Source organism: Rhodococcus oxybenzonivorans, assembly GCF_003130705.1.
Taxonomy (GTDB): domain Bacteria; phylum Actinomycetota; class Actinomycetes; order Mycobacteriales; family Mycobacteriaceae; genus Rhodococcus_F; species Rhodococcus_F oxybenzonivorans.
Map to the genome: position 1 here is coordinate 276,004 of NZ_CP021354.1, position 18,812 is coordinate 294,815.

Below are 18,812 nucleotides of genomic sequence, written 5' to 3' on the forward strand. Positions count from 1 at the left end.
TGACGTATTGCAAATAGGTATATGCCTATTTATAGTAAGTGTCGCCAGTCACACAACGCGTCGTTCTCCAGCACAGCGGCGCAACGGAGGTCCCCATGACTACGACACTCAGCCCCGCAACCCCCACCGCCGGCCTCGATCGAGCCGCTCTTCTCCTCGACGCCTTCGACGGTCCGGGACGGCTCACCCTCGCCCAGATCGTGCGCCGCACGGGACTGCCGCGTTCCTCCGCGCACAGGATGCTCGAGCGGCTGGTGCAGCTGAGGTGGCTGAGACGTGAAGGTCGCGACTACGAACTCGGTATGCGACTGTTCGAGCTCGGTTCGCTCGCCGTGCACCAGGACCGACTGCACCGTGCCGCGCTTCCCTTCCTGCACGAACTGCACCGCCTCACCGGCCATGCCGTCCATTTCGCCATCCTCGAGGGCATCGACGTCGTGTATCTCGAGAAGATCGCCGGACGCTTCGGGGTCGGACTTCCGTCGCGGGTGGGCGGCCGCCAGCCCGCGCACTGTACGAGCGTGGGCAAAGTGCTGCTGGCCCATTCGTCCGAGGACGTGGTCGACCGCGTCGTCGACGCCGGGTTGCCGCGTAGCACGCGGTTCAGCATCGACTCACCTGCGGCCTTCCGCGCGGAGCTGCAGAAGACGCGCGAACGGGGAGCGGCGTACGACCGGGAAGAGGACCTCGTGGGCGTCAGCTGTGTTGCCGTGCCCGTGGGCACCGAGGGCAACGTGGTGGCGGCAATTTCCGTCTGCGGACCCAGCAGCCAGATCAAGCTCGACCACCGGCTGACCGCTCCGATCCGCATGGCGGCCAAAGGAACCTGGCGCAACTACATGGCGACCGCGACGCCGAGCGCAGGCCGCGCCGACCGGCATTCCGCCTGAACTCGAGTCGGGGGCCTTTGTCGGCAATAGATTTATGTCTCCGCGACGTAATTGGCCACGAACCGCACTCGGTCGCTGCGGCACGACCGGTTGATGTAGACGGTGGCCTTGCCGTCCTCGTCGAGATTCAGCCCATCGCGTAGGACGACGGCGGCGCCGGTGGGAATGTCGAGCAGCTCCGCGACCCGCGGCGTGGCCGAGCCGGCTCCGAACGAACGCCACGCGGCCCGAAGGCGCACTCTGTAAGCGTCGTTCCACACCGAGTAGATCGGTGTTCCCTCGCCGAGGAGGCGAGTGATACCGCGAAAGCGCTTGTCGTCCAACCAGTAAGCGTTGACGAACCAGGGATCACCGTCCACCGCGAGGACAGTGTCGATGCGGCGGAGCCTGCAGCCGGGCAGATTCTCCTCGGCTTCGGGGGCGGTGCCGCCGAGGACCACCTCACTCGAGACGAGGAACTCGGTGACGTGCCGCCCGACCGCGGCGAAGGCGTGGCTCATGCCATCCGGATCATTGATGTAGCTGGGCGTCAGCTCGATCGGAAAATGTTGCGGCGGCTGAGCGACGAATGTTCCGGCGCCCTGCCGTGCGACGACGCGGCCTGCCCTGGTGAGTTCACCGATGGCCTGGCGCACCGTGAGTCTGTTGACGCCGAGCTCAGCCGCAAGTTCGGTTTCAGGTGGCAACTTGTCTCCCGGGCGAAGCGATCCGCCGTCGAGCCGGCGCTCCAGCACCTCCTGCACCTGCCGGTAGAGGGGGACCTTGCTGCGACGAAGAGTGCTCGGCATGCCGGAAGTCTAGATGAGTTCGGGATGCCGAGGGGATCGGTGTGACGCTCGATTTATCTGTTGTGAAACGGTTCATCTGCTCGAAACCTCATTGGGTGCGAACGTCTACTTGTCTAGATGAATCTTCGATTACCCCATTGACAGATTCGAGAGGCCTCCCGTGAGTAACAGCCCGAGACTGCGCCGAGCCCTGGCGGCAGCGACCTGCGCTCTGACCGTTTGTGGCGCCGCCGCGTGCGGCGATTCGGCCGCGAACGGCGGCGCACACGCGGTTCTGAAGGTGGGCCTACCGCCCTCCGAGGCCAACGCCGACCTGCAGGCGAAGTTCGCGCCGATCACCGACTTGATCGCCACCGGTTCGGGTAAGCCCGTCGAGGTCAAGCCCACCAGTGACTACCTGTCGATCGTGGAGGCGATGCGTTCGGGACTGATCGATGTGGCCGCATTCAGCCCGTTCCCGACACCGCTCGCCGAGGCTGTTGCCGGTGTCACGCCTCTCGTGGTCGCCAAGGGCGCCGCGTACAGCTCGGTGTTCGTGTGTCGTACGGACACCGGCATCGACTCGATCGACGATCTCCGTGGACGCAAGATCGCGTTCGTCGACGCCGGATCGACCAGCGGCAACTACATCCCGAAGCTCCTGCTGAAGCGGGCCGGCATCAACCCGGACACCGATATCGAGGGCAGTTATGCGGGTGGCCACGACACCGCCCAACTCGCGGTAAAGCAGGGCTCGGTCGACTGCGCCGCCGACGCTCGAACGTCGTATCAGACGATGGTGGACAAGGGCGTCATCGACGGTTCGACGCAACGGGTGGTCGCCGAATCCGACCCGATCCCGGTGTCGCTGGTCATCATCGCCCGCAAGGACCTCGATCCGGCCCTCGAACAGGGCATCGTCGACTCCTTCGTCGACGGCGACAATGCGGCGGCGCTCGGCGTGGTGAAGGCCACCAGCTTCGAAAAAGCGACCGCCGCCGATTTCGACCTCTTCCGGGACGCCGCCAGCGAGCTCGGCGTGGATCTCGAGGAGTTGTCGCGGAAATGAGCGACGTCGTTATGCCTCCGCGACTCGAGGCGGACGCTGTGAGCTACCGGTATCCGGACGGTACGACTGCCCTCCACTCCGTGTCGCTGCAGGTTCACGCCGGTGAGATCGTGGCGGTCCTCGGCCGCAGCGGCGCCGGGAAGTCGACGCTGATGCGTTGCCTGGCGGGGCTCGAGATTCCGACGGACGGCCGTGTTCTGCGCGACGGCGAGGACCGCAGCGCGCTGCGCGGTCGAGCCAGACGTCGCGCACATGCCCGGGTCGGTGTGGTGTTCCAGGAGTTTCAGCTCGTCGAGCGCGCGACAGTGCTGTCCAACGCGTTGATCGGGCGCCTCGCGTATCAGCCGGTGTTGCCCAGCCTCCTGCACTTCGTTCGGCGGAGCGACCGGGAGATCGCCGTCGAGAGCGTGCGGCGACTCGGCCTCGGCGAGCAGTTGCGTAAACGCGCCGATGCACTGTCGGGCGGACAGCGGCAGCGGGTCGCCATTGCGCGAGCCCTCGCCCAGCAGCCGGACATGCTGTTGGCGGACGAACCGGTCGCGAACCTCGATCCCGTGCTCGCGCGCGGGGTGGTCGACGACATCGTCCGTCTCGCGCGCGTCGAACAGCTCACCGCGGTCCTGAACCTGCACGACGTCGACCTGGCCAGGCACGTCGCCGACCGCCTGATCGGGCTTCGTGCGGGCCGCCTCGTGTTCGACCGACCGGTGTGTGACGTGTCCTCGTCCGACCTCGATCTCCTCTACGCCGATCCGGCCCGTTCTCCCGTAGGGGTGCAGTGAGATGACACTCGATACCGAACCGAAGCCGGAGGCAGTCGAAAGCACGGCCGACCTGGCGGCTCTGCGGAGACCGTCCTCGCAGACCGCGGCCGGGGTGGTCATCGTGTTGACCGTCCTTCTCTGGGCGGCAGGTGCCACCGAATTCTCGGTGGCCGCTCTGCTCGACGGCATCCCCAACATCGCCGATTTCGTCGGACGGATGTTTCCGCCCGACCTCGCCATCCTCCCCACGGCGATTGCCCTGATGGGGGAGACCCTGGCGATCGCCGTCATCGGAACCGCGGTCGGAGTGCTCTTCGCCATACCGTGGGCGCTGCTCGCGGCGCGCTCGGTGTTCGACCAGGCCTGGCTTCACCACGCCGCCCGCAGCTCGATCAACCTCACGCGCGCTATTCCCGAGCTGATGTGGGCGTTGCTGTTCGTCTCGGCCGTCGGGCTCGGCCCACTCGCGGGCACGCTGGCGATCATCATCGGTTCGGCCGCCGGGATGGCACGTCTGTTCGCCGACATTTTCGAAACGACCGACATGCGCGCGTGGGAAGCTGCCGCGGCGTCCGGGGCGAGCCGGGCGCAGCGCATCAGCTGGGTCCTCCTGCCGCAGAGCACACCGACCGTCGCGAGCTACACGCTGCTCATGCTCGACGGGAATGTCCGCGCTGCCTCCCTTCTCGGTATCGTCGGTGCGGGCGGTATCGGAATGGAACTGACGCAGCAGCTCCGCCTCTTCGAATACGGCAGTGTCCTCACCATCGTTCTCGTCGTTCTCGTGGTGGTGGTTACCCTCGATCGCGTCGCCTCCCATCTACGGAAGAAGCTCACATGACCGTCGCCGAGACCGACGCCCTACCGAATCTGCGTGACCTCGGTGGCTTGCCGCTCCACGACGGGCTGCAGACCCGCAGCGGGGTGCTCTACCGCAGCGCACTTCCGGTCGACGGCGACGCAACGCCGACCGGCGTGGCGGAGTGGCCCGTGCAGACCGTCGTCGATTTGCGCAGTCCCCGGGAACAGGCGACACGCGCGCATCCGTTCGACTCGGCCGACACCGTGGTCCACCGAATCGCGCTGATGTCGGACAGGGAGGTCGCCCGGCCGGACCCGAATTTCCGTCTGGCCGATCTCTACCTGAGGGTGCTCGACCGGGCCGGCGCACAACTGGCGGAGATCCTCGACGTGGCGGCCACCGCACCCGGCCCGATTCTCCTCCACTGTGCCGCCGGGAAGGACCGGACCGGCATCGCGGTCGCAATGCTTCTGCGTGTTGCGGGTGTCGGCGCAGCGGAGGTGGTGGACGACTACACGGCGACCAACGACCACATGGACGCGGTGCTCGCGAGGATCACCCGATTCGCGCCGGAACTCGGGCGGGTTCATCCCACCAACCGGGACCTGGTCGGCGCCCCTCCGGAGGCGATCCAGGGTGTTCTCGACACGTGGGACGCGGAACCCGGTGGAGTGCGGACCTGGCTCCTGCAACGGGGAGCCACCGAGGACGCCCTCGAACGCTGGACTGCCCGTTTCACCGAAAACGGCGACACTCGAGGCTGAGTCGGGTCAGCCCTCCGCCTCTTCTGCGTCCCGCGCCGCCTTCATGGCAGCCTGGTACTCCTGCAGGGCGGCGCGGGATCTGCGGATGGCATGTGTTTCAGTGGGTTTGGGAACACCGGGGTGCTCCGGGGTGTCCTCGCCCCGGATCCTTCGGGTGGCCTCGTCGATGTCGGCGAGCATCTGTTTCGCGAGTTCGCCCTCGGCTGCGTAATAACGCTCCGACCACTTGTTGACCATGTGCGCGAAGGCCCACGTCGGTTCGACTTCGGAGTCGCGGGCGTCGAGCCCGGCCTGTCTGCTCATGCCCTCCACGTACGAGATGTGCTCGCGGAGAGCTTCTTTGAGATGATCGGGTTCGGTGAGATGGCCGAGCCACATCCGCAGCATCACACCGTGCTTGAGCACCGGCGGATCGATGGGGGCCTCGCGCGCCCAGCTGCGGATAACGGCCATACCGGTGTCCGTGATCTTGTACAGCCGCTTGGGTTTCACGCGCGACTCGTCGTCGACGACGGTCCGCGACGTGACGTATCCCAGCTCCTCGAGCTTCTTGAGTTCCGAGTACACCTGACTGAACGACGGGCTCCAGTAGAAGAAGCGCACGCTGTACGACGCCCACTTCTTGAGGTCGTATCCGGACAGCTCCTCGCCGAACGACAAGATGCCGAGCACCGGCCAACTCGTCGACCGAAGGCCGGCGAAACCAGAGCTCTGTGGCGGGTCGGACGAAGGCATGTCCGGAGCCTATCAACCACCGACCTACGAAAGCCTGCCGCTGGGCGGGACGGACCGTTCCGGCGGAGGGCGGCGCCGTCCAAGCTGGAGGCAACCCGTCGAACTCTGTCGACTCGTACTGGTAGGAGGCACGATGACACGAACCGAGGAACCGGCACCACCGGTCGTCCGCGGCTTCGCACCGTCCGATTTCAAGTCCGTGCTCGGGCACTTCTGCACCGGCGTCACCGTCGTCACTGCCCACGACGGCACGAGCCCGCACGGTTTCACGTGCCAGTCGTTCGTCTCGTTGTCGCTCGAACCGCCGTACGTGTCGTTCTGCCCGGCCCGCACGTCGACGAGCTGGCCTCACCTGCGAGCGAGTGAACGCATCTGCATCAATGTGCTCGCCCACGACCAGCGCGACGTGTGCCGAACCTTCGCGACCAGCGGGGGAGACAAGTTCGCCGACGTCGGGTGGTCGTATGCCGACAACGGTGCACCCGCGCTGGACGGCGCTCTCGCCCAGGTGGAGGCCACCGTCGAAGTCGAACACGATGCGGGCGATCACACGATCGCCGTCGCGCGTGTCACCGGCCTGCGCGCGTTGCGTGATGCACCGCCGCTGCTGGTCTACCGCGGCGGACTCGGACTCTTCGCCGGATAGTCGGATGCGTCTCCCGCTCCGCGGGAAGAGTTGTGGGAAAGCGGAATCGACACCGGCAGAGTGTGATCGAGACCACTTCGGAAGGTGTGCACGATGAGCGTAGACGAGCAGGAATGGGACCGGGAAGTCGATCTTCTGGTGATCGGCAGCGGCGCGGGTGGCATGACTGCCGCGCTCGCAGGTGCCGGGCGGGGACTCGACACTCTCGTCGTCGAAAAGGCCTCGGTGTACGGCGGTTCGACGGCCCTCTCGGGCGGAGCCCTGTGGATTCCCAACTCGCCGGTTCTGCTCCGCGAGGGTATGACCGATGATCCGGGCGAGGTCCGGCGGTACCTGGACTCGATCGTCGGCGACAGCGTCCCGCCCGAACGCCTCGAGGCCTACATCGAACAGGGCCCGGCGATGATGCGGTTCCTGGAACAGGCGAGTTCTCATCTCCGGTTCTCCTGGTGTAAGGACTATTCCGACTACCACCCCGAGAACGTGGGTGGGCGCGCCGAGGGTCGTACCGTCGAGCCTCTGCCGTTCGACATGAACCTGCTCGGTTCCGACCGCGAGTTGCAACGTCCCAACGCGTTGGCGATGCCCGGTGGCCTGTACATGACGTCGACGGAGTTCCGGCACCTCAACATGTTCTTCCGGACGTGGGCCGGACGCAGAACCGCACTCGGTGTCGGTTGGCGCTCGGTCGTCGCCATGGTGCGGCGCAGGCGAATGGAAACACTGGGGCAGGCGCTCGTGGGCCGCTTACGGCTCGCGCTGAAGGAGGCGGGCGTTCCGCTCTGGCTCAACTCCCCACTGAAGAGCCTCGTCACGGACGCCTCCGGTGCCGTCACCGGTGCGGTGGTCGACGCCGGGAAGCGTGAGCTGAAAATCCGGGCGCGCCGCGGCGTGCTGCTGGCGACCGGAGGATTCGAGCAGAACGAGCAATTGCGGAAGAAATATCTGCGTGAAGGCGGCAAGGACAACTACAGCGCAGGCTCACCCGACAACACCGGTGACGGGATCATGGCCGGTGAGCAGGTGGGCGCCGCACTCGACCTGATGGACGACGCCTGGTGGATGCCGTCGTTCCGGCGTCCCGACGGCATCATGCACGTCCTGGTGTCGGAGCGTTCGATTCCCCCGTCCCTGATCGTCGATCAGAACGGTCGACGCTTCACCAACGAGGCGTCGCCGTACGTGTCGTTCGTCCACGACCAGATCGCCGGAAGGCACGACCCGGTCTGGTTCGTCTTCGACTCGAAAGCCAAGAGCCGCTACCAGTTCGGCGGTGTGATGCCCGGCCAGAAGTTCTCAGCCGAGTGGTTCGACACGGGGCTGATGCTGCGGGCCGATTCAATCGCGGCGCTCGCGGAGAAGATGGGTGTTCCGGCCGGCGCCTTCGCGGCCGAGATCGACAGGTTCAACGGGTTCGCCCGCGCGGGAGTCGATTCCGACTTCGGACGCGGCGACAGCGCGTACGACCGTTACTACGGAGACCCGCGACTGCCCAATCCGACGCTCGACGAGGTGGAGAAGGCCCCGTACTACGCGGTGCGGATGGAGGCGGGTGACCTCGGAACCAAGGGCGGTCTGGCGTGCAACGAGCACAGCCAGGTACTCAACCGGGGCGGCGACCCGATTCCGGGACTCTATGCCACCGGCAACACGTCGGCATCGGTGATGGGCAACGACTATGCCGGCGCGGGTGCGACGATCGGGCCCGCAATGGTGTTCGGCTGGATCGGGGCGCGTCACGCCGCCGGGGCGGTGAGCTGAATGCTGCCCGTCGAATGCCGTCGCTGCGGAAATTCGGTACTCGTCGAAAAGTACAGCGAAGCGCACACCAGTGTGCAATGGCTCGGTGACGCCGAACGGTCCTGCCCGGAGTTCGCGCAACTCGCTGCGGCAGGGGAGCACTCGATGTTCATCCCCACTTGTGGGGCCCTGCGCGGCTCGATCGACGACGCCGTGGACGACGGGCGGGTAGGGCTGTCGCTGCGCAGCTATCCGACGCCCGGACGCCTGGACTAGGAGGAAGCGGACGAATGGCGCGGATGGCAGGAAAGACCGCCTTCATCACCGGAGCCGGCAACGGCATGGGACGCAGTCATGCGGTCCGGCTCGCCGAGGAAGGCGCCGACATCATCGCCGTCGACCTTCCCGGAGACGAGCCGGCCGCGAGTCTGGCGGAGACTGCCCGACTGGTCGGCGAACTCGGGCGCCGCGTGGTTGTCGCACCCGCCGACGTGCGCGACCCGGCGGCCCTGCAGGAAGCGGTCGACGCCGGTGTCGCCGACCTGGGTGTCATCGACGTCGTGGTCGCGAACGCCGGCATCGCCGACAATCCGGGACCAGCGTGGACCATCGCGGACGACGTCTGGAATCGGTCCCTCGACGTCAACCTCACCGGAGTGTGGAACACCGTCAAGGCCGCGGTCCCGGCGATGCCCGAGGACGGCGGTTCCGTCGTCGTGGTCAGTTCCACGGCCGGTATCAAGGCCGTCGCCGGCGCCGCACACTACTCGGCGTCCAAGACCGCCCTGGTCGGGTTGGCGCGGACCCTCGCCAACGAACTGGGCCCCCGGTTCATCCGCGTGAACGTGCTGCACCCCGGCGCGGTCGGCACCCGCATGACACTGAACCCGGCGACGATGTCCCGGCTTCGGCCCGACCTCGAGAACCCCACCGAGGACGACGTGATTCCAGTGCTCACCCGCAACCACCTGCTTCCGGTGCCGTGGCTGGACTCACGCGACGTCAGCAATGCGCTGCTGTTCCTCGCGTCGGACGAATCCCGATACATCACCGGCACCCAACTCGTGGTCGATGCCGGACTCACCCAGAAAGTGTCGTGATGACAGGTCGTGTAGAAGACACCGTCGTTCTGGTGACCGGGGCCGCCCGGGGAATCGGGCGGGCGCAGGCACTGCGGTTCGCCCAGGAGGGCGCCGACGTCATCGCCGTCGACCTGTGCGGACCGGTCGACACGGTGGTGACACCCCCGGCGAGTCCCGAGGACCTCGAGGTCACCGCAAAGCTGGTCCGGGACACCGGCCGCAGAATCGTGACCGCGAGGGTGGACGTGCGCGACGGAGCGACTCTCACCGAGACTGTCGCTGCGGCCACCTTCGAGCTGGGCGGGCTTGACTTCGTCTGCGCCACGGCAGGTATCACGTCGTCGGGTGCCGCGCTGGACCTCACCACAGAAACCTGGCAGACCATGCTGGACGTCAACCTGACCGGCGTCTGGCAAACCTGCAAGGCTGCGGCGCCGCATCTGATCGAGCGCGGCGGTGGTGCGATGATTCTCACCAGTTCCATTGCGGGCCTGCGGGGGCTGGTCGGAGTCGCGCACTACACCGCCGCAAAGCACGGTGTCGTAGGATTGATGCGTTCGCTGGCCAAGGAGCTCGCACCGCATCGGGTTCGGGTCAACAGCGTGCACCCCACCAACGTCGATACGGACATGATCCAGAACGACATGGTGCGGCGGGCGTTCCGGCCCGACCTCGAGCACCCCACTCGTGAGGAGTTCGCCGCGGCCGCAGCGACGATGAACATGCTGCCGATCCCGTGGATCGAACCCGTCGACGTCGCCAACGCCGCTCTGTTCCTGGCCTCGGACGAGGCGCGGTACATCACGTCCGTGGCCCTGCCGGTCGACGCGGGAAGCGTCAGTCGATAACTGAGCTGCCCGCGCCGAGGTCGGCACTCAGGCGTGCGTGCCCCCGTCGATGCGGATCTCCGTGCCGGTGATGAAGGCGCCGTCGTCGGAGGCGAGCATGGCGACGACCCCGGCGACCTGTTCTGGTCCCCCCATCGCGGCGCCGCCGGATTCGAGGGTGGTGGGCAGGATGGGGGAGAGCTTGGCGAACAGAGCCCAATCGGCATCTGCGGGCACATAACCTGCTGTGGCGTCGGTGATTCCGGTTTTGATGCTGCCTGGTGCGACGCTGACCGCGCGCAGGCCCTGCTTGCCGTATTCGAGCGACAACGCATGGGTGAACGACTGGATTCCGCCCTTGCTCGCCGCATACGCGGCCATGTAGGGATGGGCGAACGCGGCGGAGGTGGAGCTGAAGTTCACGACCACACTGCGCTCGCACCGCAGCAGCGCGGGCAGGCATTCGCGGACCACGAGGAACGTGCCGGTGAGGTTGATGCCGATCACCTGGTTCCACAGGTCGAGGGAGGTGTCGTGGGTGTGCGAGGCACGGAGAATTCCTGCCGCGTTCACGAGTACGTCCAGCCCGCCCAGCTTGTCGATGCTCTCACGTACGCCGTCGATCACCGACGTCTCGTCACCGATATCGATGGTTGTGGTGTCGAGACGCCCGGCGGTGCCCTTCGCCTCGGCCAGCGCCCAGGTGCGCTTCAGGCCGTCGTCGGAGACGTCGGCGGCCACGACGGTGCCGCCTTCCTCGAGCAGGCGGAGGACGGTGGCCTGCCCGATCCCTGAGGCGGCGCCCGTCACCAGCACCCGGCGCTCTGCGAAACGATTCATGTCGATACTCCTCGATGTGGTCGGATGGTGCTGATTGGTAGAAGTTATTGGCCCATCACATATTTCACTGTCGGTCCCGCGGTCCAGCCGCCGTCGACCGCCAGTTCCGCGCCGGTGACGTAGGCGGCAGCGTCGGACAGGAGGAAGCTGACGGCGCCGGCGATTTCCTCGGGTACGCCCACTCGCGCCATCGGGGTGTTGGGATAGTTGCCGTCGCCCTGCTGGATCCCGAGGTCGGCGGTCATCGGGGTGTACGTCATACCGGGGTGAACCGAGTTGACTCGGATCTTGTCGGTGCCGAGCTCGACCGCCGCGATCTTGGTCAATCCACGGACGCCCCACTTGGAGGCGCCGTATCCGGCCGTGAGGGCCAAGCCCATGAGGCCCGCCGCGGAGGAGATGTTGACGATGGATCCGCCCCCGGCCGCCCGCATCGGTGCAATCACGGTCTGGATGCCGTTGAAGACACCGGTGAGGTTGATGTCGAGGACACGGCGGAAGTTCTCGGCCGTCTCGTGTTCGATGTACTGGCCGGCCGAAATGCCTGCATTGTTGACGAGGCCGTCGACCCGACCGAACTCGCTGACCGTCAGGTCGACCGCATCCTGCCACTGCTGACGGTCGGTGACATCGAGATGGGCGTATCGGGCGCGTTCGCCCAGCTTGTCGACGGTGGCGCGTCCCTCGTCATCGAGGACGTCCGCCACCACCACGCTCCCGCCCTCGTCGATGATCCGGGCGGCGAACGCGGCACCGAGCCCGCGCGACGCTCCGGAGACGATCACGACCTTCCCCGCTACCTGCTGTGGGATCTCGGTCATCTCAGCTCACATCCTCGTCTCGTGACAAATTCCGTTCGTCGGCACGCCCGTGCCGACGGCCCGAGTCTGCTGCGGGCGTCTCCGCCCGGGGAACGGGTTCTCCCGGTCATCGGAATAACTCGTAGCCACGGGAAACGCCGGGGCACTGTGATGTGGATTACCCGCTGATGTTCCGCGCAAGCCGGACGGAAGCGAATCTCGCGACATTCCGACGAAAGGCTGTTCATGTCTCGAAGTGCAAAATCCACCGCCGCTGTGCTGATCACCGGTGGCGTCCTGTTCACCGGCCTCGGTGGTCCCGCGGCCGTGTCAGCGCAGCCGCTCTCACCACCGGGAATCAGCATCCCCGATTTCGGTTCCCTGGGTAATGCACGACCCGTCGTCGAAACACCGCGTCTGGCGTCGGTCGACAACTTCCGGGACGTCGGCGGAACCGGGCAGGGGTACGCCACCGCAGAGGGTGACCACGTCACGAGGGGTGTGTTCTACCGCTCTAGCGCGCTCGTGCCCAACGACCAGGATCTCGCCGTGCTCACCGGCCTGGGCCTGACCGCCGTGTACGACGTCCGCACGGTCGAAGAGGTCGCCGCGAAGCCGGACAGGCTCCCCGCCGGACCGCGCTACCTCGGCATCCCCCTTCTCTCGGGTGATCTGGGCGCCGCAGTGGCGCAATTGAAGTCACCCGCCGATGCGGTGGCGTTCATGCAGAATATGAACCGCAGCTTCGTCGACGACGCGGCCACCCGAGCGGGATTCGCCCAGTTGCTCACCGAAATGGCCCGCACGGCCGGGCCCCAACTGTTCCACTGCACGGCAGGTAAGGACCGCACCGGTTGGGCGTCCGCGCTGCTGCTGTCCATCGCGGGAGTGCCCGAGGGCACCATCTTCGACGACTACCTGCTGACCAACGAGTACACGGCCGCGTCGATGAAGGTGACGTACGACCAGATCGTTGCTTCTCGAGGCGAGGCCGTCGCACAGATCTATAAGCCTCTGCTGGGGGTCGACCGCAGCTATCTCGAGGCGGGGCTCGGCAGGCTCGCCGAGAAGTACGGCACAGTCGACCGCTACCTCACCGAAGGACTGGGACTGAGCCGAGGAACCATCGAAACGTTGCGGCACAAACTGATCACCGCACCGGCGCCGCAACCGAGAAACGGAAACAACTGATGACACACCAGGAACTGCTCACCGCCGACGTGATCCGGACCGCCGTCACCAACTACCTCGACGCCGTGTCCGCGGGCCCGTCCCGCACCATCGCCGCACTGTATGCGGAGGACGCCACCCTCGAAGACCCGGTGGGCGGCGAGGTTCGGGTGGGGCGCGAAGCGATCGAAGCCTTCTACAGCGCTCTCGACGGCGTCGACTGCAAGACCGAACTGCTGACGGTCCGGGTGAGCGGCAACAATGCGGCTTTCCATTTCCGGGTCGTCACAGAAATCGACGGTAAGGCTTACGCCATCGAACCCATCGACGTCATGACCTTCGACGACCGCGGAGCCATCGCCAGCATGCGGGCGTACTGGTCGCCGTCGGACATGACCGAGCTCTGAGCATGTCCGTCACCTGCTGTAGATGATCAGGTCCGCGCGCCCGCGCGTTTCGGCCACCATCGTCGCGTTGATCTCGTCGGTGCCGTGAGCCCAGGCGTGGGCCGCGGGACCCGATTTACCTGCCGCGCGGTGCCGATCGATCAAACGCGCCAACCTGAGCTCGCGTGGGGTGTCGAGATACCAGACCTCGTCCATCACCGAACGTGCGCGCGGCCAGGCACCTGAAGCGGCGAGCAGATAGTTGCCTTCTGTGAACACCACATCGACGGCGCGCGGCACTGCGATCGAGGCAGCCACCGGATCGCCGAAGGCGTGGTCGAAGTCGGGCGCATAGACGACGTCCTCGTCGCGGCTGCGCAGCCGCTCCAGCAGCACGGCGAACCCGGCGTCGTCGAAGGTGTCGACGGCACCTTTGCGATCCGCCGACCCCAACGCGCGCAGCACGGTGTTGCTGAGGTGGAAACCGTCCATCGGGACCACCACCGTCCGAACCCGCCTCGGCAGGGCCGCCGCAACCTCGGTGACCAACGTCGATTTCCCGGTGCCGGGCGGTCCCGTCACCCCCACGATCAGGCGTTGCCCCTGCACCCGGAGTCCGAGCACACGCTGGGCCAGCTCCTGGGGGTCGGCGGAACCCGCGACCGCGTGGTTATCCATGATGCGCCCGTCTGATCGTGCCGTCAGTCTGCGGTGAGAGTAGTCGGACGTCTTCGTGGTGCTGTCGTCCTCGCCGGTGGCGCGCCGGAACGATCCGTCCAGGCGAGGGTGGCGGCGGCACCCAAAACACCCATGAGCGTTCCGACGCCGAAACCGCCGAAATTGGCGGCCGGAAGCGCGACGAGAGCGAGGAGCATCGCACCTCCACCTGCCGCGACCCGCGTCTTCGGCCGCACCAGCACCGAACCTGCGCACATCAGCATGGAGGCGCCGAGGAATAGCGTGGACACTCCCGAGATGGTGCTGATCGAAATCAGAAGATCACCGACCTCGACGGTGGTGTAGGCGGGAAGCAGGAGGAACACAGCGGAGACAGTGAGCATGACCGCGCCCCTGAACGGGCGCATGCCGCGCCAATGCCGGAAGCGTTCCCTTCGGGTGAGCGGTGGTTCAGCTGTCAGCAACTTTTCGCACCCATCTCCGAGGTAATCGTGAAGTCGCGCAACGACAGTGAAGTCGCGGTGAGAGACACTCCTTCCAGGCGGGCGCCCGTCATCGACGATTCTGCGGCCACCATCCCCGACGTGACCACACCCTGCACGTCGCCGGTGGCCGAGACATCAGCGCCCATCTCGACGTTCGAGATTCCGATCGAACCACCGAGGACGGACGCATCGGCGACGAGGTCGCGGGCTGTCGTGCCCTCACCCGGGACCCGCAGGAACATCGTGACGTCCCCGACCAGGGGCAGGCCGTGTGCGACCGTCGAGAGGCACACGTCGGTCAGTCGAGCGGACTCGATCAGGATCGCGACCGTGGGCAACTGCCCTGCCTTCGTCTCGACCTGGCGAGGAAAGACGGTGATACTCTCGCCCTCCACCGCCGACATCGTCCCGACGAACCTCTGACCCGACAGCGCGACGTTCATGGGTAGTTGTCCGCCGGCTATCCCGGCACCGAGGATCGTGGCGGCAAGTAACCCGCCGGACACGATCGCGGCGAAGCGTCCCTTACGCAGGGCTCCCATCGGTTACCGCCGACTCTGGAGTGCGCGAACGAAATTGGGCATGGTGAGGATCATGAATCTCCTGAATGAGCTGGCCGGCGTGGGAAGGGAGCGGGCTCCGTCCCCGGGCTGCATGCTCAACCGCGGCCGCAAGGCTAACAGCCGGCAAATCGTGTAGCAAAGTCGACGGGGCTTGCGGTGGGATCGATGAAGCGGTTAGGGTAGAACATACGTTCGAATTGGGGGTTCGATGGCGGGTGGGGATTCAGTTGATGCAGACGATGCCGGGACGATCGGTGTCGCTGACGTGCGCGAGGTGGTGGACCGCTTACGCGTCGTCGAGCGCCACTGTGACGACGGTGTGCGGGTCGATCTACTGCGGGCGTTGGAGGAATTGTAAGCGGCCTGTGCGGGGGCTCAGGCTCGGGTAACCGCCGATTTCGCTTCCTCGCAACAAGAAGCGGCCGGGTCGGCGAAAGTCCCTGTGTCGCAGCGCGGGCGGGGAATCGCGGCGCAGGTGGGACTCGCGCGTCGGGACTCACCTTGGCGAGGGAACCGGCACCTGGGCATGGCGACGGCGTTGGTGCACGAAATGCCCTTCACCCTGCGGTTGCTCGAACGCGGACTGCTCAGTGAATGGCGAGCGACGTTGCTCGTGAAGGAGACGGCCTGCCTGTCCCGGGAAGACCGGGCAGCCTTGGATCACCGATTATGTGCAGACCCGGCCACCTTGGACGGCCTCGGGGACCGTGCGGTCGCGGCCAAGGCCCGAGCATGGGCTGCAGAGGTGGACGCGGCAGCGGTGGTGCGCCGCGCCCGGCGGGCGGAATCCGATCGGCGGGTCTCCTGCCGTCCGGCACCGGACACGATGGCGTATGTGAGCGCCTTGTTGCCGGTAAAGCAGGGTGTCGCGGTGCAGACGACGTTGTCGCGGGACGCAGCCGCGCTCATCGCAGCCGGGGACGGGCGGAGTCGAGGTCAGATCATGGCGGACCTGCTTTTCGAACGGGTCACCGGCGCCGGTGACGCTTCGGGATGTGCGGTCACGGTAAATCTGGTGATGTCCGACCACGCCCTGCTCGCCGGCGGGCCCGAGCCTGCGCACCTGCAGGGGTACGGCCCCGTGCCGGCCGCACTGGCGCGGGAATGGGTCGGCAAGAGTGGAGATGGCGAGGCAGTTGGGGGTCGCGAGACTGGGGGTCGTGATGCAGCCGGAGGTCGCGAGACCACGGGCACAGCTCCGGCTACTGAGCCAATGATGTTGCTGCGGAGGGTGTACGCGTGCCCGGAGTCGGGGTCGCTCACCGCGGTGGAGTCGCAGGCGCGGAAGTTCCCAGTGGGACTGGCGCGCATGATCGACCTGCGCGACCGCACGTGCCGCACGCCCTGGTGTGATGCGCCGATCCGGCACCACGACCACATCAGGTCGTGGCACAAGGGTGGCCCGACGACTCTCGACAACGGTGCAGGTTTGTGTGCTGCGTGCAATTACGCGAAGCAGGCTGCCGGCTGGCACGCGGCCACACCGAAGCGGCGGCAAGGGGAGGTACACGCGTACGACTTCCTCACCCCGACCGGGCACCGCTACCAGACGATGGCACCGGCTCTCCCGATACCGATGGCGGACGTCGTCGACCCGATAACCGGGGACCTGCCCGTCGCATACGACGAGTCGGCCTGATAGGAGGTAGGGCGTTTGCCCGACAGTGTGCCGGGGCACGCTGGAGAAATGACGCACGGAGAGGATCCAGCTCATCGCAACGACGATCCTGCGCTGATGTTGCTCGGCCGCACCCGTGCATTGTGCGAGGGGTGCCTGGCCACGGTAGGCGTGGATGGGTCGGCAGTCGCCGTGTTCGCCGGTGACACCACTCGTGACCTGGTGTACGCCACCAACTCGACCGCCGAGCGCATCGACGAATTGCAGTTCACCCTCGGCGAGGGGCCGTGCCTCGCCGCATACCGTTCGCACAGGCCAGAGCTTCACGCCGATATGGCCGATCCGGGTGTCTCGGTGCGATGGCCGGCGTTCGCGCCGGAGCTGGTCGCCCTTGGGGTCCGTGGCATCTACGCCTTTCCGCTCGGACTGTGGAACGGGGGACGAGTCGGTGTCCTCGAGCTGTACAGCGACAAGCCCCGGACGCTCGACGTTGCCCAGTACCGCGCCGCCGAGGACTGCGCCGCGAGGCTCGGGCCGACCGTGCTCGAGGAGCTCGACCCCACTCGCTACCCGTCGGTCTGGACGGATCCGGCGTTGTTCCCCCACGGCAATGTGCACGTCGCGGCGGGCATGATGGCGGGCCAGTTACGTATCTCGCCGGCTGATGCGATCTCCCGGCTGCGGGCAATGGCCTTCGCCGAGGAGCGCAGGATCACCGCGCTTGCGGAAGACATCATCGCCGCTCGTGTGACATTTCCTCCCGAGGAGCCACGTGGTGAGCGCGGATGACCCTGTGTGTGGGGCGCCGAAGGTGGGTAAGCGGTCCGTCGAGTCGGGTCCCTACACGCTCAGGAGAAATTATGCGCAAGTTCGCAGCAGGCATCGCCGCGGCCGCACTGTCGGCCGGCATCATCCTCGTCGGAGCGGGTACCGCTGCTGCGGAACCTGTCCCGGACGGGACCTATCAGGGAACCACCGACGCGCCCGGAGGCGGACTGATCTGGAAGGGCAAGACCTTCCGGAACGGCACGGTCACCAACAATTTCGTGTTCGGTCTCAGTGGTCTGAGCGGCAGCTACTACGAAGATGCGGCGGGCAGAACCGTCATCGATTACGGCCCCTCGGGTCTCGGATTCCTCACTGACACGATGGTGGCCAACGGGGACGGCTCCTACACCGGCACCACGTACGTCAATGGCAATCAGGTCGGAGGTTTCCGGTTGGCGAGGTAGGACCGACTGTGCGGGAATATCGCCTTCGGCTGTTCGGCCTCGGGCAGTCGGGTGCCGACGACGAGCTCCCAGGACTTTCCGTACTCGATCAACGGCAGTGGAAAGGTAATGCTGCCGTGATGTGCGCTGAGGTACAGCAGGAACGAGTCGTCGGTGACGGGTGACCCGTAGTAGTCGGTATCAGGAATAGCGTTGCCGTTGAGGAAGATTCCTACGGCACGTCCGAAGTCGACGAGCCAGTGGTCCTCGGTCATCTCGCTTCCGTCGTGCCGCAGCCAGGCGATGTCGGGGAGGTTGTCGCCCCGTCGGTGGCCGCCCAGTCGACCCAGATGATCGCGTTGTCCTGGGAGTAGGCGTTGTCGTTGCCGTGCTGGGTGCAGCCCAGTTCGTCACCGTGACTGAGCATGGGCACACCCTGCGACAGCAGGAGGGTGGCGAGGAAGTTCCGGCTCTGCTGCGCCCGGAGCGCGAGTATCTCCGGGTCGGTGGTTGGACCCTCCGCACCGCAGTTCCAGGAGCGGTTGTGGCTCTCGCCGTCGTTGTTGTTCTCGCCGTTGGCGTCGTTGTGTTTGTGGTTGTCGCTCACCAGGTCGCGGAGCGTGTATCCGTCGTGGGCGGTGACGAAGTTGATCGAGGCGACCGGCCGTCGACGGGTGCGCTCGTACAGGTCGGCGGAGCCGGTGATGCGGGATGCGATCTCGCCGAGCGCCCCGGGCTCGCCGACCTGGTACCCGACGGGACCGAGGTCCCACGGCTCGGCGATCAGCTTCATCTGGCTGATGACGGGGTCCGTCGTACGTCGCCCCCAGGGTAGGCGGAGCCCGGACGAAGCAGCATGAGCGCTTTTCGGTGGTCGGTCGGATGGAAATGATGGCGTACTTCGAGCGAGTTTCCGGGCCGAAGGGGAATAAAACCTGAGTGTGATGCGCTCAACTTTGCACACGCTTCCGCATT

The 18,812-nt window shown here is 66.4% G+C and carries 21 protein-coding genes and 2 pseudogenes; 15 read left to right on the top strand and 8 right to left on the bottom strand.

Annotated elements, in window-relative coordinates; translation table 11 throughout:
- Positions 1–95 precede the first annotated feature (95 nt).
- On the top strand, positions 96–890 hold the full coding sequence (locus tag CBI38_RS01345) for an IclR family transcriptional regulator (RefSeq protein WP_109325736.1): 795 nt from the start codon (positions 96–98) through the stop codon (positions 888–890).
- A gap of 32 nt (positions 891–922) precedes the next feature.
- Here CBI38_RS01345 and CBI38_RS01350 read toward each other — a convergent pair whose 3' ends face one another.
- Positions 923–1,678 (bottom strand): GntR family transcriptional regulator, encoded by a 756-nt coding sequence (locus tag CBI38_RS01350; RefSeq protein ID WP_109325737.1) that lies wholly within the window; start codon positions 1,676–1,678, stop codon positions 923–925.
- 160 nt (positions 1,679–1,838) lie between these two features.
- On the opposite strand from CBI38_RS01350, the gene CBI38_RS01355 reads away from it, so the two are divergent.
- The 4 genes from CBI38_RS01355 to CBI38_RS01370 are packed head-to-tail and all read left to right on the top strand — an operon-like array spanning position 1,839 to position 5,056.
- Positions 1,839–2,726 (top strand): phosphate/phosphite/phosphonate ABC transporter substrate-binding protein, encoded by an 888-nt coding sequence (locus tag CBI38_RS01355; RefSeq protein WP_109325738.1) that lies wholly within the window; start codon positions 1,839–1,841, stop codon positions 2,724–2,726.
- On the top strand, positions 2,723–3,508 hold the full coding sequence (phnC, locus tag CBI38_RS01360; RefSeq protein ID WP_109325740.1) for a phosphonate ABC transporter ATP-binding protein: 786 nt from the start codon (positions 2,723–2,725) through the stop codon (positions 3,506–3,508). The genes CBI38_RS01355 and phnC overlap by 4 nt, the downstream gene beginning before the upstream one ends.
- A gap of 1 nt (position 3,509) precedes the next feature.
- Positions 3,510–4,331, top strand: a complete 822-nt coding sequence (phnE, locus tag CBI38_RS01365; protein ID WP_109325744.1) for a phosphonate ABC transporter, permease protein PhnE — start codon at positions 3,510–3,512, stop codon at positions 4,329–4,331.
- Entirely contained in the window at positions 4,328–5,056 is a 729-nt protein-coding gene (locus CBI38_RS01370; RefSeq protein WP_109325752.1) for a tyrosine-protein phosphatase, read from the top strand. Before phnE ends, CBI38_RS01370 begins: the two co-directional genes overlap by 4 nt.
- 6 nt (positions 5,057–5,062) lie before the next feature.
- Here CBI38_RS01370 and CBI38_RS01375 read toward each other — a convergent pair whose 3' ends face one another.
- The gene (locus tag CBI38_RS01375) at positions 5,063–5,791 is read right to left on the bottom strand and encodes a PadR family transcriptional regulator (RefSeq protein WP_109325753.1); all 729 of its coding nucleotides are present in this window, start codon (positions 5,789–5,791) and stop codon (positions 5,063–5,065) included.
- 133 nt (positions 5,792–5,924) lie between these two features.
- Here CBI38_RS01375 and CBI38_RS01380 point away from each other — a divergent pair, with 133 nt between their 5' ends.
- From CBI38_RS01380 to CBI38_RS01400, 5 genes are all read left to right on the top strand, one after another.
- Positions 5,925–6,437 (top strand): flavin reductase family protein, encoded by a 513-nt coding sequence (locus CBI38_RS01380; RefSeq protein WP_109325754.1) that lies wholly within the window; start codon positions 5,925–5,927, stop codon positions 6,435–6,437.
- Positions 6,438–6,530: 93 nt separating this feature from the next.
- Positions 6,531–8,198: an FAD-binding protein gene (locus CBI38_RS01385; RefSeq protein WP_109325755.1), complete on the top strand. Its 1,668-nt coding sequence runs from the start codon at positions 6,531–6,533 to the stop codon at positions 8,196–8,198.
- Positions 8,199–8,453, top strand: a complete 255-nt coding sequence (locus tag CBI38_RS01390) for a hypothetical protein (protein ID WP_109325756.1) — start codon at positions 8,199–8,201, stop codon at positions 8,451–8,453.
- Positions 8,454–8,467: 14 nt separating this feature from the next.
- Entirely contained in the window at positions 8,468–9,277 is an 810-nt protein-coding gene (locus CBI38_RS01395) for a mycofactocin-coupled SDR family oxidoreductase (protein WP_109325757.1), read from the top strand.
- Positions 9,277–10,107 (top strand): mycofactocin-coupled SDR family oxidoreductase, encoded by an 831-nt coding sequence (locus CBI38_RS01400; protein ID WP_109325758.1) that lies wholly within the window; start codon positions 9,277–9,279, stop codon positions 10,105–10,107. The genes CBI38_RS01395 and CBI38_RS01400 overlap by 1 nt, the downstream gene beginning before the upstream one ends.
- Before the next feature lie 27 nt (positions 10,108–10,134).
- Here the strand turns inward: CBI38_RS01400 and CBI38_RS01405 are convergent, their stop codons facing one another.
- Both CBI38_RS01405 and CBI38_RS01410 read right to left on the bottom strand, forming a co-directional pair.
- The gene (locus CBI38_RS01405; protein WP_109325759.1) at positions 10,135–10,926 is read right to left on the bottom strand and encodes an SDR family NAD(P)-dependent oxidoreductase; all 792 of its coding nucleotides are present in this window, start codon (positions 10,924–10,926) and stop codon (positions 10,135–10,137) included.
- Between the two features lie 44 nt (positions 10,927–10,970).
- A complete protein-coding gene (locus CBI38_RS01410) occupies positions 10,971–11,747 on the bottom strand; it encodes an SDR family oxidoreductase (RefSeq protein WP_109325760.1) in 777 nt (258 codons plus the stop codon).
- A gap of 225 nt (positions 11,748–11,972) precedes the next feature.
- On the opposite strand from CBI38_RS01410, the gene CBI38_RS01415 reads away from it, so the two are divergent.
- The gene (locus tag CBI38_RS01415; RefSeq protein ID WP_109325761.1) at positions 11,973–12,917 is read left to right on the top strand and encodes a tyrosine-protein phosphatase; all 945 of its coding nucleotides are present in this window, start codon (positions 11,973–11,975) and stop codon (positions 12,915–12,917) included.
- Positions 12,917–13,303 (top strand): nuclear transport factor 2 family protein, encoded by a 387-nt coding sequence (locus CBI38_RS01420; RefSeq protein ID WP_109325762.1) that lies wholly within the window; start codon positions 12,917–12,919, stop codon positions 13,301–13,303. The genes CBI38_RS01415 and CBI38_RS01420 overlap by 1 nt, the downstream gene beginning before the upstream one ends.
- Positions 13,304–13,312: 9 nt before the next feature.
- On the opposite strand, the gene CBI38_RS01425 is transcribed toward CBI38_RS01420, so the two are convergent.
- The 3 genes from CBI38_RS01425 to CBI38_RS01435 are packed head-to-tail and all read right to left on the bottom strand — an operon-like array spanning position 13,313 to position 14,987.
- Positions 13,313–13,960, bottom strand: coding sequence for a nucleoside/nucleotide kinase family protein (locus tag CBI38_RS01425; protein WP_109325763.1), 648 nt, complete (start codon positions 13,958–13,960; stop codon positions 13,313–13,315).
- Positions 13,961–13,983: 23 nt separating this feature from the next.
- Entirely contained in the window at positions 13,984–14,424 is a 441-nt protein-coding gene (locus tag CBI38_RS01430; RefSeq protein WP_257792466.1) for a DUF6114 domain-containing protein, read from the bottom strand.
- A complete protein-coding gene (locus CBI38_RS01435) occupies positions 14,418–14,987 on the bottom strand; it encodes a DUF6230 family protein (protein ID WP_109325764.1) in 570 nt (189 codons plus the stop codon). The genes CBI38_RS01430 and CBI38_RS01435 overlap by 7 nt, the downstream gene beginning before the upstream one ends.
- A gap of 229 nt (positions 14,988–15,216) precedes the next feature.
- On the opposite strand from CBI38_RS01435, the pseudogene CBI38_RS01440 reads away from it, so the two are divergent.
- The 3 genes and pseudogenes from CBI38_RS01440 to CBI38_RS01450 all read left to right on the top strand — a co-directional run bounded on the left by CBI38_RS01440 (position 15,217) and on the right by CBI38_RS01450 (position 17,858).
- Positions 15,217–16,647, top strand: a pseudogene (locus CBI38_RS01440) (HNH endonuclease signature motif containing protein).
- Between the two features lie 48 nt (positions 16,648–16,695).
- Positions 16,696–17,415 carry a GAF and ANTAR domain-containing protein gene (locus CBI38_RS01445; RefSeq protein ID WP_109325765.1) on the top strand — a complete coding sequence of 240 codons (720 nt, stop codon included), beginning with the start codon at positions 16,696–16,698 and terminating at the stop codon, positions 17,413–17,415.
- A 71-nt stretch (positions 17,416–17,486) separates the two neighbouring features.
- Entirely contained in the window at positions 17,487–17,858 is a 372-nt protein-coding gene (locus CBI38_RS01450) for a hypothetical protein (protein WP_109325766.1), read from the top strand.
- On the opposite strand, the pseudogene CBI38_RS01460 reads toward CBI38_RS01450, so the two are convergent.
- Positions 17,828–18,648 (bottom strand): annotated as a pseudogene (locus CBI38_RS01460) (glycogen debranching enzyme); the annotation flags it as partial. The gene CBI38_RS01450 and the pseudogene CBI38_RS01460 sit on opposite strands and share 31 nt — an antisense overlap.
- Positions 18,649–18,812: the final 164 nt, after the last annotated feature.